The sequence below is a fragment of the Paracoccus binzhouensis genome (genome assembly GCF_016446475.1).
GTDB classification, from domain to species: Bacteria; Pseudomonadota; Alphaproteobacteria; order Rhodobacterales; family Rhodobacteraceae; genus Paracoccus; species Paracoccus binzhouensis.
On sequence record NZ_JAEHFP010000121.1, the window covers coordinates 1 to 12,832 of the forward strand.

Annotated in this window: 14 protein-coding genes; 9 read left to right on the top strand and 5 right to left on the bottom strand. The window is 69.4% G+C overall.

The genetic code is table 11. The annotated features are described in order from the left end of the window. Positions 1–153: 153 nt before the first annotated feature. Positions 154–369, bottom strand: a complete 216-nt coding sequence (locus I9P22_RS20125) for a SlyX family protein (protein WP_199261492.1) — start codon at positions 367–369, stop codon at positions 154–156. 48 nt (positions 370–417) lie between these two features. Here I9P22_RS20125 and hisS point away from each other — a divergent pair, with 48 nt between their 5' ends. Genes hisS through I9P22_RS20145 form a run of 4 tightly spaced genes read left to right on the top strand, consistent with a single transcriptional unit; the run spans position 418 to position 4,079 of the window. Beyond that, positions 418–1,902, top strand: a complete 1,485-nt coding sequence (hisS, locus tag I9P22_RS20130) for a histidine--tRNA ligase (protein WP_199261494.1) — start codon at positions 418–420, stop codon at positions 1,900–1,902. Then, positions 1,899–2,981 carry an ATP phosphoribosyltransferase regulatory subunit gene (locus I9P22_RS20135; protein WP_199261496.1) on the top strand — a complete coding sequence of 361 codons (1,083 nt, stop codon included), beginning with the start codon at positions 1,899–1,901 and terminating at the stop codon, positions 2,979–2,981. Before hisS ends, I9P22_RS20135 begins: the two co-directional genes overlap by 4 nt. Continuing rightward, entirely contained in the window at positions 2,978–3,655 is a 678-nt protein-coding gene (gene hisG / locus I9P22_RS20140) for an ATP phosphoribosyltransferase (RefSeq protein ID WP_199261498.1), read from the top strand. Before I9P22_RS20135 ends, hisG begins: the two co-directional genes overlap by 4 nt. A 55-nt stretch (positions 3,656–3,710) precedes the next feature. Next, the gene (locus tag I9P22_RS20145; RefSeq protein WP_199261500.1) at positions 3,711–4,079 is read left to right on the top strand and encodes a hypothetical protein; all 369 of its coding nucleotides are present in this window, start codon (positions 3,711–3,713) and stop codon (positions 4,077–4,079) included. Between the two features lie 54 nt (positions 4,080–4,133). On the opposite strand, the gene ftsY is transcribed toward I9P22_RS20145, so the two are convergent. The 3 genes from ftsY to I9P22_RS20160 all read right to left on the bottom strand — a co-directional run bounded on the left by ftsY (position 4,134) and on the right by I9P22_RS20160 (position 7,599). Next, entirely contained in the window at positions 4,134–5,165 is a 1,032-nt protein-coding gene (gene ftsY, locus I9P22_RS20150) for a signal recognition particle-docking protein FtsY (RefSeq protein ID WP_199261502.1), read from the bottom strand. A gap of 127 nt (positions 5,166–5,292) precedes the next feature. Next, positions 5,293–6,222 (bottom strand): class I fructose-bisphosphate aldolase, encoded by a 930-nt coding sequence (locus tag I9P22_RS20155; RefSeq protein ID WP_199261503.1) that lies wholly within the window; start codon positions 6,220–6,222, stop codon positions 5,293–5,295. 180 nt (positions 6,223–6,402) lie between these two features. Beyond that, complete coding sequence (locus I9P22_RS20160) at positions 6,403–7,599, bottom strand: phosphoglycerate kinase (protein ID WP_199261504.1); 1,197 nt, start codon at positions 7,597–7,599, stop codon at positions 6,403–6,405. Between the two features lie 179 nt (positions 7,600–7,778). Here I9P22_RS20160 and I9P22_RS20165 point away from each other — a divergent pair, with 179 nt between their 5' ends. The 4 genes from I9P22_RS20165 to I9P22_RS20180 all read left to right on the top strand — a co-directional run bounded on the left by I9P22_RS20165 (position 7,779) and on the right by I9P22_RS20180 (position 10,009). Beyond that, positions 7,779–8,288 carry a peptidylprolyl isomerase gene (locus tag I9P22_RS20165; RefSeq protein ID WP_199261505.1) on the top strand — a complete coding sequence of 170 codons (510 nt, stop codon included), beginning with the start codon at positions 7,779–7,781 and terminating at the stop codon, positions 8,286–8,288. Next, positions 8,278–8,883 carry a peptidylprolyl isomerase gene (locus I9P22_RS20170; protein WP_199261506.1) on the top strand — a complete coding sequence of 202 codons (606 nt, stop codon included), beginning with the start codon at positions 8,278–8,280 and terminating at the stop codon, positions 8,881–8,883. The genes I9P22_RS20165 and I9P22_RS20170 overlap by 11 nt, the downstream gene beginning before the upstream one ends. Before the next feature lie 62 nt (positions 8,884–8,945). After that, positions 8,946–9,401, top strand: a complete 456-nt coding sequence (locus I9P22_RS20175) for a YaiI/YqxD family protein (RefSeq protein WP_199261507.1) — start codon at positions 8,946–8,948, stop codon at positions 9,399–9,401. Between the two features lie 47 nt (positions 9,402–9,448). Further along, the gene (locus I9P22_RS20180; RefSeq protein WP_199261508.1) at positions 9,449–10,009 is read left to right on the top strand and encodes a DUF2585 domain-containing protein; all 561 of its coding nucleotides are present in this window, start codon (positions 9,449–9,451) and stop codon (positions 10,007–10,009) included. 140 nt (positions 10,010–10,149) lie between these two features. Here the strand turns inward: I9P22_RS20180 and tyrS are convergent, their stop codons facing one another. Continuing rightward, positions 10,150–11,388 (bottom strand): tyrosine--tRNA ligase, encoded by a 1,239-nt coding sequence (gene tyrS, locus I9P22_RS20185; RefSeq protein ID WP_199261510.1) that lies wholly within the window; start codon positions 11,386–11,388, stop codon positions 10,150–10,152. Positions 11,389–11,443: 55 nt separating this feature from the next. Between tyrS and I9P22_RS20190 the strand changes: the two genes are divergently transcribed. Further along, positions 11,444–12,550, top strand: coding sequence for an anhydro-N-acetylmuramic acid kinase (locus I9P22_RS20190; protein ID WP_199261512.1), 1,107 nt, complete (start codon positions 11,444–11,446; stop codon positions 12,548–12,550). Positions 12,551–12,832: the final 282 nt, after the last annotated feature.

A 12,832-nucleotide genomic window follows, 5' to 3' on the forward strand; every position in this document is an offset into this window, starting at 1 on the left:
CGCGCCCGCGCCGCCGAGCCGCCGCTGACCGCGCCGCCGGCCCCGGCTCCAGCCGGCCCGCGCCTCGGTCCCGCCAGCCGCTGATTTCTTCGTTCTTCAAATACTCCGGGGTGAGCCCCCGGCACGGGGGCGAGGGGCAGCGCCCCTGACCTCCTACCAATGCGGCGGTCGCTGGTCCGCCAGCGGCATGGTGCCCGTCTCGGATTCGCGTTCCGCCTCGCGCTCCATCAGCATGCCGACATGGCGTGCCAGCCGGGTGATCTCGCTTTCCTGCCGGGCCACGATGCCCGACAGGTCCTCGACGGTGCGCGCCAGATAGGCCACGGCCTCTTCCAGCCGCTCGATCCGTTCCTGCGTCTGCTTGTCCATCCATCCTCCATCCGTTAGACCGCCGCATGGAAAAGCCCGAGGCAAACCATGGCGAAAGATCAGAAGAAACAGCCCCGTCCCAAGGCCGAGACGCCCAAGGGGTTCCGCGACTATTTCGGCGCGGACGTGACCGAGCGCAAGCAGATGCTCGACCGCATTGCCGAGATCTATCATCGCCACGGTTTCGAGCCGCTCGAAACCAGTGCCGTGGAAACCGTCGAGGCGCTGGGAAAGTTCCTGCCCGATGTGGACCGCCCCAATGCCGGCGTCTTCGCCTGGCAGGAAGCCGAGGTGCCGGGGGGCGGCGCCGGCGACTGGCTGGCGCTGCGCTATGACCTGACCGCGCCCCTGGCCCGCGTCGCCGCGCAGTTCCGCAACGATCTGCCCAGCCCCTATCGCCGCTATGCCATGGGTCCGGTCTGGCGCAACGAAAAGCCGGGGCCGGGCCGCTTCCGCCAGTTCTATCAATGCGATGCCGATACCGTGGGCTCGGCCTCGGTCGCCGCGGATGCCGAGATCTGCGCCATGCTGGCGGCGGCGCTGGAACATGCCGGCATCGCCCGCGGCGACTACCTGATCCGCATCAACAACCGCAAGGTGCTGAACGGCATCCTGGAATCCACGGGCGTGGCCGAGGGCAAGCCCGCCGACGACGTGCTGCGCACCATCGACAAGTTCGACAAGGTCGGCGAGGCGGGCGTGCGCCAGTTGCTGACCGCCGGCCGCAAGGACGATTCCGGCGCCTTCATCGAGGGCGTGGGCCTGAGCCCGGAACAGGCCGGGCCGGTGCTGGCCTTCCTGACCTCGAAGGGCGCAGACAACGCCGCGACGCTGCAAAACCTGCGCGCCGCCGTCGGCGCCTCGGCCGCAGGCGCCGAGGGTGTCGAGGAACTGGCGCAGATCGCCGAGATGCTCGCCGCCATGGGCGTGGGCGAGGATCGCGCCGTCATCGACCCCTCGATCGTGCGCGGCCTGGGCTACTATACCGGCCCGGTCTTCGAGGCCGAGCTGACCTTCGAGATCCTCGACGACAAGGGCCGCAAGCGCCAGTTCGGCTCGGTCGCTGGCGGCGGGCGCTATGACGGGTTGGTCGAACGCTTCACCGGCCAGAAGGTGCCGGCGACCGGCGTCTCCATCGGCGTGGACCGGCTGCTGGCCGCCCTGCGCGCCAAGGGGCTGATGGGCGGCATCGAGCCGGGGCCGGTCGTCGTCACCGTCATGGACCGCGAGCGCATGGCCGATTACCAGGCCATGGCCGCCGAGCTGCGCCAGGCCGGCATCCGCGCCGAGGTCTATCTGGGCAATCCCAAGAACTTCGGCAACCAGCTGAAATATGCCGACAAGCGCAATGCCCCGGTCGCCGTCATCCAGGGCGGCGACGAGGCGGCGCGCGGCGTGGTGCAGGTCAAGGACCTGATCCTTGGGGCGAAGATCGCCGCCGAGGCCAGCCACGAGGAATGGAAGGCCCAGCCCGCCCAGACCGAGGTCGCCCGCGCCGATCTGGTCGCGGAAGTCCGGCGCATCCTGGGATGAGCAAGCGCGAGAAACAGGCCATCGGCCAGCAGATCCTTGCCGCCTTCCGCGCCGCCGGGGCCGAGGAGGTCGCGCCCGACCTGCTGCTGCCGGCCGAGACGCTGCTGGACCTTTATGGCGAGGACATCCGCGCCCGCGCCTATGTGACCCAGGATCCGATCCGCGGCGAGATGATGCTGCGCCCCGACTTCACCGTGCCGGTGGTGCAGATGCACATGGCCAGCGGCGCCGAGCCGGCGCGCTATTGCTATCTGGGCGAGGTGTTCCGCAAGCAGGACCATGGCGAGACCCGGCCCGAGCATCCGCGCGACAACGAATACCTGCAAGCCGGTTTCGAGCTTTTCGCCCGCGACCCGGATGCCGACGCCGAGGTCTTTGCCCTATTCCACCACATCCTCGCGCCCCTGAAGCTGCGGGCGACGATGGGCGATATGGACCTGCTGATGGATGCGGTGCGCGCCCTGCCGCTGTCGGGGGCCCGCCGCGCGGCGCTGCTGCATCACATCTGGCGCCCGCGGCGCTTTGCCCGGCTTCTGGGCCGCTTCGCCGCCCCGGCCGAGGCCCGCGGCTTTCCCGAAACCGCCGCGCCTTGGACCGGGCTGCGTTCGCCGGCCGAGATGCAGGCCCGCATCGACCGGCTGCGCGCCGACGCCGCCGAGGCGCCGCTGCCGTCGCAATGGGTCGCGCGGCTGGAGCGGCTGTTCTCCATCCAGGCGCCAGCTCCCGAGGCGCTGCGGCAATTGCGCGCGCTGGCCTCGGAGATCCCCGACATCGCCGAGGCGGTGGACCGGCTCGAGCGCAACCTGGCGGCGCTGTCGGCGCGCGGCGTCGACGTGGGGGCGGTGCATTTCGACGCCAGCCACGGCCGGCACACGATGGAATATTACGACGGCATGACCTTCAGCTTCGCGGCGGCAGGGCGCGAGGACTGGCCGCCGGTCGCCTCGGGCGGGCGTTACGACGCGCTGGCGGCGGTGCTGGGCCAGGCGCAGGGCCGCTCGATCCCGGCGGTGGGCGGCATCATCCGGCCGGGGCTGGTCTGCGAACTGGGGGGCCAGATCTTGGGGAAAGCAGCATGATCCGGCTGGGCGTGCCGTCCAAGGGGCGGCTGATGGAGCAGACGTTCGACTGGTTCGCCGCCCGCGGCGTGCGGCTGTCGCGGTCGGGCTCGGATCGCGAATATGCCGGCCGGGTCGACGGGGCGGAAAACGTGGCGCTGGTGCTGCTTTCGGCCGGCGAGATCCCGCGCGAGCTGATGGCCGGGCGCATCCACCTGGGCGTGACCGGCACCGACCTGATCCGCGAGAAGCTGCCCGGCTGGCGCAGCCATGTCGAGGAGCTGGCGCCGATGGGCTTCGGCCATGCCGACCTGATCCTGGCGGTGCCGGCCTGCTGGAGCGATTGCGACAGCCTGGACGATTTCGCCACCATCGCCCGGGATTTTCGCGCCGAGCACGGCTTCCGCCTGCGCATCGCCACCAAGTATCACCGTCTGGTGCGCGCCTGGCTTTCGGCGCAGGAGGTGGCGGATTACCAGCTCGTGGACAGCCAGGGCGCGACCGAGGGCACGGTGGCTAACCTGACCGCCGAGGCCATCGCCGACATCACCTCCTCGGGCGAGACGCTGCGCGCCAACCACCTGAAGATCATCGGCGAGGAGCCCATCCTGCGCTCGCAGGCGACGCTGCTGCGGTCCTTGGCGGCGGGGGACGAGGCCGAGCTGCGGGATTTCGCCGCCCGGCTGGGGCTCTAGCAACCGCGGGCGGGGCAGGGGCGTTGTGCCTCGCCACCTGCCACGGAGAAAGATGATGCGCCGCGCCGCCCTGATGCTGATCCTGTCCGCAAGCCCCGTGCTCGCCGCCTCCGAGGAGGCCTGGGAGCGGTTCCGCAAGGATGTCGAGACGGCCTGCAGCGCGCTGGCCCCCGAGGCGGGCGAGACGGCCATCGAGGTCAATCCCTTCGGCTCGGAGAATTACGGCGCGGCGCTGCTGATCACCACGCTGGCCGATGGCGGGGTGGATCGCTACGTCTGCATCTATGACAAGCAGGCCGGGACCGCCGAGCTGACCGCGCCCTTCACGCCGCCGCAGGATGTGGTCGAGCCGCAGGCCGATGCGGCAGGCAATGTCGCGCCGGCCGAGGACACAAGGACGGACGCGCATCTCGTCAAGCCGTGACCTCCGCGCCGACTGCACGGCCGCAGGGTATTTGGAAAACGGAAAGCCGCGGGGTCAGTCCCCGAGTCCGACCAGGGCGCGGGCGAAGTCATTGGCGTCGAAGGCGTCGAGATCGTCGATCTGCTCGCCCACGCCGATGGCATGGATCGGCAGGCCGAAGCGGTCGGCCAGCGCCACCAGCACGCCGCCGCGGGCGGTGCCGTCCAGCTTGGTCATCACCAGGCCCGAGACATCGGCGAGCTTCTGGAAGATCTCGACCTGGCTCAGCGCGTTCTGGCCGGTGGTGGCGTCCAGCACCAGCAGGGTGTTGTGCGGCGCCGAGGGGTCCTTCTTGCGGATGACGCGGACGATCTTGGCCAGTTCCTCCATCAGGTCCTGGCGGTTTTGCAAGCGGCCGGCGGTGTCGATCATCAAGAGGTCGGCGCCCTCGGCCTCGGCCCGGGTCATGGCGTCGAAGGCGAGGCTGGCGGGGTCCGAGCCTTCGGGGGCGGTCATCACCGGCACGCCGGCGCGGCTGCCCCAGACCTGCAATTGCTCGACCGCGGCGGCGCGGAAGGTGTCGCCGGCGGCGATGACGACATTCTTGCCCGCCGCCTTGAACTGGCTTGCCAGCTTGCCGATGGTCGTGGTCTTGCCCGAGCCGTTCACCCCCACCACCAGCACCACCTGCGGGCGCTTGGGATAGATCGGCAGCGGCCGCGCGACCGGGGCCATGATGCGGGCGATCTCGGCTGCCAGCAGCTCCTTCAGCTCGGTGGCCGAGATGCGCCGGCCCATGCGGCCCTCGGCGATATTGGCGGTGACGCGCAGCGCCGTCTCGACGCCCATGTCGGCCTGGATCAGCATCTCCTCGAGCTCTTCCAGCATCTCGTCGTCCAGCTCGCGGCGTGGCTCGGCGCTCGCACCCCCGCCGAAGATCCGGCCCAGCATGCCGGGCCGCGCTGCATCGGCAGGGGGCTGCGCGGCCGGTTCGGCTGCGGCCGGCTTTTCCCCGTCCACGCCTTCCGAGACGATCTCGTCCAGCCCCGCGCCGATCTTCGACGAGGACCGCGTCAGCCGGTCGCGCAGCTTCGAGAAAAACGACATGCACCCATCCTTCTGTCCGTCGCCGGGAACTTAGGCGGTCCGGCCGGAAAGGAAAAGGGCGCCCCGAACCGGACGCCCTTCACCGTTCCCAAAATATTCCGGGGTGTGGGGCAGAGCCCCACGGCAATCAGGCCTTGCCCAGATAGATGTCGACCAGCTTCTGCAGCATCTCCAGCGCATCCTCGCGCGAGCGCTGGAAGCTGTTGCGGCCGATGATCGAGCCGTTGCCGCCGCCGTCGCGGATGGCGCGGGCGTCGTCATAGACCGCATCCGCGCCCTTGGCCGCACCGCCCGAGAACACCACGATGCGGCGGCCGTTGAAGGCCGACTGCATGCAATGCGCGACGCGCTTGGCCTGGGTCGAGATGTCGATGCCCTTGGATTCGTAGACCTTCTTCGCCTCGGGCAGCTCCAGGTGGTCGGTCGAGAGCTTGATCTTGATGACATGCGCGCCGATCAGCGCCGCGATCTGGGCGGCATAGGCGGCGATGTCGATGGCGGTCTCGCCGTCCTTGCTGATCGCCTCGCCGCGCGGATAGGACCAGATCACCGTCGCCACGCCCTTGGCGGCGGCTTCCTTGCGCATCTCGACGATCTCCTCGATCATGTCGAGCGCCATGTCCGAGCCCGGGTAGATGGTGAAGCCGATGGCCGAGCAGCCCAGCCGCAGCGCGTCGTCGACCGAGGCGGTGATCGCCTGGTTCTTGCCGGCGGTGTCCGACATCAGCGAATTGGCCGAGTTCACCTTCAGGATGGTCGGGATCTGGCCGGCGAAGGTGTCGGCGCCCGCCTCGATCATGCCGAGCGGCGCGGCATAGGCGTTCAGCCCGGCGTCGATGGCCAGTTGGTAGTGGTAATGCGGGTCATAGCCGGCCGGGTTCGGGGCGAAGCTGCGCGCCGGGCCGTGCTCGAAGCCCTGGTCCACGGGCAGGATGATCATCTTGCCGGTGCCGGCCAGCTTGCCGGTCATCAGCATGCGGGCCAGCTGGGCCTTCACACCCGGCGCTTCGCCCTCGTAATTGGCGAGGATCTTGCGGACGGTCTCGGTCATCTGCATCGGGAACTCCATGTCTGAATGCCGGCTGATTAGCAGACCCTCCGGTAAGGGCAATTGCGGTTGCGCTAACGGAGGGGGCATCACCCTGCAGCGCGGCGCGGACGGCGGATTCGCGCCCGCCGGGCAAGGAAAAAGGGGCCATAGGGCCCCTTCCTGATGGCTTCGTCGCGCGCGGTCGGATCAGCGCTTCTGCAGCGCCGCCACGCCGGGCAGTTCCTTGCCCTCCATCCATTCCAGGAAGGCGCCGCCCGCCGTCGAGATGAAGGTGAAATCGCCCGAGACACCGGCCTTGTTCAGCGCCGCCACGGTGTCGCCGCCGCCGGCGACCGAGATCAGCTTGCCCTCGCGCGTGAGCCGCGCCGCTTCCTGCGCGGCGGCATTGGTCGCGGCGTCGAAGGGCGGGATCTCGAAGGCGCCGAGCGGGCCGTTCCAGATCAGCGTGCGGCAGGGCTCGAAGACCTCGCGGATCTTCGCCACCGTCGCCGGACCGGCGTCGAGGATCATCGCATCGGCGGGGCAGGCGTCGGCCGCCACCGTCTCGCTTGCCGCGCCGGCCTTGAACTCGCGCGCCACCACCACGTCCACCGGCAGGTGGATGGTGCAGCCGGTCTTGCCGGCCTTCTCGAGGATGTCGCGCGCCGTATCCGCCATGTCGCGTTCGGCCAGCGACTTGCCGACCTCGATGCCCTGGGCGACCAGGAAGGTGTTGGCCATGCCGCCACCGATGACCAGGTGGTCCACCTTTTCGATCAGGTTGCCGAGCAGGTCGAGCTTGGTCGAGACCTTGGCGCCGCCGACCACCGCCACCACCGGGCGCTGCGGATTGCCAAGCGCGGCGTCCAGCGCCTTCAGCTCCGCCTCCATCAGCCGACCGGCGGCGGCGGGCAGCAGCCGCGCGATGCCCTCGGTCGAGGCATGCGCCCGATGCGCGGCCGAGAAGGCGTCGTTCACATAGGCCTGACCCAGCGCCGCCAGCGAGGCGGCGAAGGTCGCGTCATTGGTTTCCTCGCCCGGATAGAAGCGGGTATTCTCCAGCAGCAGCACGTCGCCCCTGGCCAGATCGGCCACGGCGCGCTTGGCGGGGCCGCCGATGGCCTCCTCGGCGAATTTCACCGGCTGGCCGAGCGCCTTTTCCAGCGCCGGGATCACCACCTTCAGGCTCATCGAGTCGACGCGTTTCCCCTTGGGGCGGTCGAAATGCGCCAGCAGCACCGGGATGCCGCCCCGGGCCTGGATGTCCTTGACGGTCGGCACGATCTTTTCGATCCGGGTGGCGTCGGTGACCTGGCCGTTCTCGACCGGGACGTTCACGTCCACGCGGACAAGCACCACCTTGCCGTCAAGCTCCAGGTCGTCGATCGTGTTGAAATCCGCCATGTCCTCGTCCCTTTCCTGATGGGCTTTGGCGCCCGTGCGCGGGTTTTCCCGCATCATGACATTTTCGTCAACCGGCCCCGCAATCATGGACGGCGGCGAACCGCCGGGGTCAATGGCGGCGTTGTATGGGCGGGACGAAATGCTTATGCCTTTGCCCAAGCCATCAGAAGGAGACCCCCATGGCCGAGATCAAGGATCCCGAGAACACGGTCATCATCGAGCTGAAGGACGGCCCGGTGGTGATCGAGCTGCTGCCCGATGTCGCCCCGAAACATGTCGAGCGCATGAAGGAACTGGCCCGGGCCGGGAAATACGACAACGTGGCCTTCCACCGCGTGATCGAGGGCTTCATGGCCCAGACCGGCGACGTGGAACATGCCAACATGGAATCGGGCTACAACCCCGGCCGCGCCGGCACCGGCGGCTCGGACCTGCCGGACCTGCCGGCCGAGTTCTCGCGCCTGCCGCATGACCGCGGCACGCTGGGCGCGGCGCGCTCGATGAACCCGAACTCGGCCAACAGCCAGTTCTTCATCAACTTCAAGGACAACCATTTCCTGAACGGCCAGTATACCGTCTATGGCCGGGTGATCGAGGGCATGGAGCATGTCGACAAGATCGCCCGCGGCGAGCCGCCGGCGAATCCGGACCGGATGATCTCGGTGAAGGTGGCGGCCGATGCGCAGTAAGCTGCTGGCTTCCGCCCTGCTGCTGGCCGTCGGCGCGGCCGCCCATCCGGTCCTGGCCGAGGGCCTGCCGGGCGTCACCGACGGCCCGGGCCCGAACCTGGTGATCGAGGTGGCCGATGCCAAGGGCGCGGCCAAGGGCCGGATCGTCCTGGATCTCTACAACGACAAGGCGCCGAAGCATGTCGAGCGGCTGGTGACGCTGGCGAAGTCCGGCGCCTATGACGGGGTGGTGTTCCATCGCGTGATCGACGGCTTCATGGCCCAGACCGGCGACGTGGAATTCGGCAAGCATGGCGGCGATACCGCGCGGGCCGGCATGGGCGGTTCGGACCTGCCGGACCTGGCGGCCGAGTTCAACGATGTCAGCTTCCAGTCCGGCACCGTGGGCATGGCGCGCTCGCAGGATCCGGACAGCGCCAACAGCCAGTTCTTCATCGACCTGGCGCCGGCGACCTTCCTCGACGGGCAATATACCGTGGTCGGCCAGCTGGTCGATGGCTGGGAGGTGCTGAACGCCGTCAAGAAGGGCGATCCGGCCGCCAATGGCGCCGTGGTCGAGCCCGATTACATGGTCAAGGTGACGGTCGAGGAGTAATCCCGCCGCCCGACCCGGAAGCCCCGCGCCCTGCGCGGGGCTTTTCTTCGACGAGGCCCCGCATGACGACGCTTTACATCGACGCCGACGCCTGTCCGGTCAAACCCGAGGCCGAACGGGTCGCGACCCGGCTGCGCGTGCCGATGGTGCTGGTCTGCAACGGCGGGCTGCGGCCTTCGCCGAACCCGTTCGTGCGGCTGCAGATCGTGCCGGATGGCCCGGACGCGGCCGACAAATGGATCGCCGCGCATTGCGGGCCGGGCGACGTGGTGGTCACCACCGACCTGCCGCTGGCGGACCGCTGCCTCAAGGCCGGCGCGCAGGTGGTGCAGCCCGACGGCGAGGTGCTGACCCCGGCTAATATCGGCCCGCGGCTGGCGACGCGCGACCTGATGCAGGACATCCGCGCCGCCGACCCGTTCCACCAGGGCCGCGGCGGCGGTTTCGGCAAACCCGAGCGGGCGCGGTTTCTGCAGGCGCTGGACCGGGTGATGGCGGCGGCGCTGCGCGCGGGCTAGCATGCGCGCCATGGACAGCGCCCCACAGAGTGATTTCAGGACCCATCATGTTCACGCGCCGATCCGCCCCTTACTGGGCCAGCTTCCTCATCATCCTCCTGGCCGCGGCCTGGCTGCTCTGGATCGGGCGCGAGCCGATCTGCAAATGCGGCTTCGTCAAGCTCTGGCACGGCGAGACGATGAGCTCCGAGAACTCGCAGCATCTCGCCGACTGGTATACGCCATCGCACATCATCCACGGGCTGCTGTTCTATGCTGGGCTGTGGCTGGTGGCGCGTCGCCTGCCTTTCGGCTGGCGGCTGGCGATCGCGACGCTGGTCGAATCCGCCTGGGAGATCGTCGAGAATTCCGACGCGATCATCGAACGCTACCGCTCGGTGACCATTTCGCTGGACTATTACGGCGACAGCGTGATCAATTCGGTCGCCGATATCCTGGCGATGGTGTTGGGCTTCGTGTTGGCGGCGCGGCTGCCGGTCTGGGCCTCGGTCGCCCTGGTGATCGGCTTCGAAGCGCTGACCACCTGGCTGATCCGCGACGGGCTGGCGCTGAACGTGCTGATGCTGCTTTGGCCGCTGGAGGCGGTGAAGGCCTGGCAGGGCGGGTGAGAAGCGGCGGCGAGGGCGCCTGGCCGCGCCCTCGGATGGGTATTGGGGAAACAGTGAAGGGCGGGCGACGGGGCTTTCCCCGGGGTCGGTAGCGGGAGTATTCGGGGAACGAAGACGTCCTGCGTTCCCGCCCCCTTCGCTCACCCCACCTGCACCATGCGGTGCTTCTTCTTGCCGACCGAGACCTTCAGCCCCTCGCCGATCAGCGCCGCGTCGACCGCAAGCTGGGGATCGCTGACGGCCTCGTTGTTCAGCCGCAGCCCGCCCTCGGCGATCAGGCGCTTGGCCTCCTTGCCCGAGGCGGTGATGCCGGTCTGCGCCAGCAGTTGCACGACCGAGACGGGCAGGGCGCCCGCGCCGATCGTCACCACCTCGAGATCGCCGCCGGCGCCGCCCTGCTCGAAGACCTCGCGGGCGGTCGCTTCGGCTGATGCGGCGGCTTCGGCGCCGTGCAGCAGCGTCGTGACCTCATTGGCCAGGATGATCTTGGCGGCGTTGATCTCGGCGCCGGTAAGCGCGCCGAGGCGGTCGCATTCCTCGACCGGAAGCTCGGTATAGAGCTTCAGGAAACGGCCGACATCGGCGTCGGTGGTGTTGCGCCAGAACTGCCAGAATTCGTAAGCGCTCAGCATGGCGCCGTTCAGCCAGACCGCGCCGCCGGCCGACTTGCCCATCTTGCGCCCGTCCGAGGTGGTCAAGAGCGGCGAGGTCAGGCCCCAGATCTCGGCATCCAGCACCCGGCGGGTCAGGTCGATGCCGTTGACGATATTGCCCCACTGGTCCGAGCCGCCCATCTGCAGCCGGCAGTCGTAGCGGCGATACAGTTCCAGGAAGTCGTAGGCCTGCAGGATCATGTAGTTGAATTCGAGGAAGCTCAGCGATTGCTCGCGATCCAGCCGCGACTTGACCGACTCGAAGCTCAGCATCCGGTTGACGCTGAAATGCCGGCCGATGTCGCGCAGGAAGTCGAGATAGTTCAGCCCGTCCAGCCATTCGGCGTTGTTGAGCATCATCGCCTGCCCCTCGCCATAATCGAGGTAGCGGGCGAAGACCTGCTGCATGCCGTCGATATTCGCCTGGATCGCGTCCGGGGTCAGCAGCGGGCGTTCCTCGGACCGGAAGCTGGGATCGCCGACCTTGGTGGTGCCGCCGCCCATCAGGGTAATCGGGCGGTTGCCGGTCTTCTGGAACCAGCGCAGCATCATGATGTTCAGCAGATGCCCGACATGCAGGCTGGCCGCCGTCGCGTCATAACCGATATATGCCGTCACCGGGCCGTTGATCAGGGCGTCGTCCAGCGCCTGCAGGTCGGTGCAGTCCGCCAGATAGCCGCGTTCGATCATCACGTTCAGGAAGTCGGATTTGGCACGGTAGGTCATGGGCTTTTCCTTTCGAATGGCGCGGATATACCGTTGGGGCGAAAAAAGGGAAAGCATGATGATCCGGGCGCTGGGGATGATGTCGGGAACCTCGCTGGACGGGGTGGACGCGGCGATGATCGAGACCGACGGGCGGCGCATCGCCGGCTTCGGCCGCAGCGCCTGGCGCGCCTATTCCGGCAATGAATCCGGCCTGCTGCACGCGGCGCTGGGGCAATGGCGGGACGGGCCGGACGTGGCCGAGGCGGCGGCGCTCTCGGTCGCCGCCCATGCCGCGCTGGCCGAAGGCTTCCCCGAGGCGGAACTGGTCGGCTATCATGGCCAGACGCTGGCGCATGACCCGGGCGGGCGCGGCACGCATCAGGCCGGTGACGGGGCGGCGCTGGCGCGGCGGCTGGGCCGGCCGGTGGTCTGGGATTTCCGCGCCGAGGACGTGCGGCAGGGCGGCGAGGGGGCGCCGCTCGCGCCCTTCTTCCATTGGGCCTGCGCGGAATGGGCCATGGCGCAGGGGCTTTTGCCGCGCGCGCCGGTCGCCTTCCTGAACCTGGGCGGCGTGGGCAACCTGACCGTGGTCGATCCCGCCGCCGCGGCGCCCGAGGCGCCGGGGGCCTGCATCGCCTTCGACACCGGCCCGGCCAATGCGCCGGTGAACGACCTGATGCGCGCGCGCCTCGGGCTGGCGCGGGACGAGGGCGGGCGGCTGGCCCTGCAGGGCCGCCCGGACGAGGCGGTGATCGCCCGCTTCCTGCGCCATCCGCATTTCGCCCGGCCGGCGCCGAAATCGCTGGACCGCGACGCCTTCCCGGCGCTTGCGGCCGAGGTCTCGGGCCTCTCCGATGCCGATGCGGCGGCGACGCTGACCCATGCGGCGGCGGCGGCGGTGGCGGCGGGGCTGGCGCTTCTGGACCGGGCGCCGGAACAGGTGCTGGTCTGCGGCGGCGGCCGGCACAACGCGGCGATGATGGCGGCGCTGGCGGCACGGCTGCAAGCCCGGGTCGCGCCGGTCGAGGCGGCCGGGCTCGACGGCGACATGCTCGAGGCGCAGGCCTTCGGCTGGCTGGCGGTGCGGGTGCTGCGCGGGCTGCCGACCTCGGGGCCCGGCACCACTGGCGCGCCGGGGCCGGTCTGCGGCGGCCGCATCAGCCACCCGCGGGGCCGTTGAATCGGCGCGGTTTTTTCTGCCGGCGGATTTCCGCCTTTGCCTGCTGCGGGCCCGGGGAACCGGGGAACGATGCCGCGAAGGGCGGCGTTTGCCTGCCATGGGACGGCGCCCAAGCCGTCCGTGACGAAAGACAACCGGAAAGGACATCGTCCATGAAACCTCTTGTCATTGCCGCCACGACCCTGGCCCTGGCCGGCGCGGCCTTCGCGCAGACCGAGACCGCCGCGCCGCCGGCGGCGCCGGCCGAGCAGGCCCAGGACGCCGCCACCGCCGCCGAGGGCG

Coding starts and splice junctions, on each gene's coding strand:
- I9P22_RS20125 (WP_199261492.1), bottom strand. CDS start 369: ATGGACAAGCAGACGCAGGAACGGATCGAGCGGCTGGAAGAGGCCGTG.
- hisS (WP_199261494.1), top strand. CDS start 418: ATGGCGAAAGATCAGAAGAAACAGCCCCGTCCCAAGGCCGAGACGCCC.
- I9P22_RS20135 (WP_199261496.1), top strand. CDS start 1,899: ATGAGCAAGCGCGAGAAACAGGCCATCGGCCAGCAGATCCTTGCCGCC.
- hisG (WP_199261498.1), top strand. CDS start 2,978: ATGATCCGGCTGGGCGTGCCGTCCAAGGGGCGGCTGATGGAGCAGACG.
- I9P22_RS20145 (WP_199261500.1), top strand. CDS start 3,711: ATGCGCCGCGCCGCCCTGATGCTGATCCTGTCCGCAAGCCCCGTGCTC.
- ftsY (WP_199261502.1), bottom strand. CDS start 5,165: ATGTCGTTTTTCTCGAAGCTGCGCGACCGGCTGACGCGGTCCTCGTCG.
- I9P22_RS20155 (WP_199261503.1), bottom strand. CDS start 6,222: ATGCAGATGACCGAGACCGTCCGCAAGATCCTCGCCAATTACGAGGGC.
- I9P22_RS20160 (WP_199261504.1), bottom strand. CDS start 7,599: ATGGCGGATTTCAACACGATCGACGACCTGGAGCTTGACGGCAAGGTG.
- I9P22_RS20165 (WP_199261505.1), top strand. CDS start 7,779: ATGGCCGAGATCAAGGATCCCGAGAACACGGTCATCATCGAGCTGAAG.
- I9P22_RS20170 (WP_199261506.1), top strand. CDS start 8,278: ATGCGCAGTAAGCTGCTGGCTTCCGCCCTGCTGCTGGCCGTCGGCGCG.
- I9P22_RS20175 (WP_199261507.1), top strand. CDS start 8,946: ATGACGACGCTTTACATCGACGCCGACGCCTGTCCGGTCAAACCCGAG.
- I9P22_RS20180 (WP_199261508.1), top strand. CDS start 9,449: ATGTTCACGCGCCGATCCGCCCCTTACTGGGCCAGCTTCCTCATCATC.
- tyrS (WP_199261510.1), bottom strand. CDS start 11,388: ATGACCTACCGTGCCAAATCCGACTTCCTGAACGTGATGATCGAACGC.
- I9P22_RS20190 (WP_199261512.1), top strand. CDS start 11,444: ATGATGATCCGGGCGCTGGGGATGATGTCGGGAACCTCGCTGGACGGG.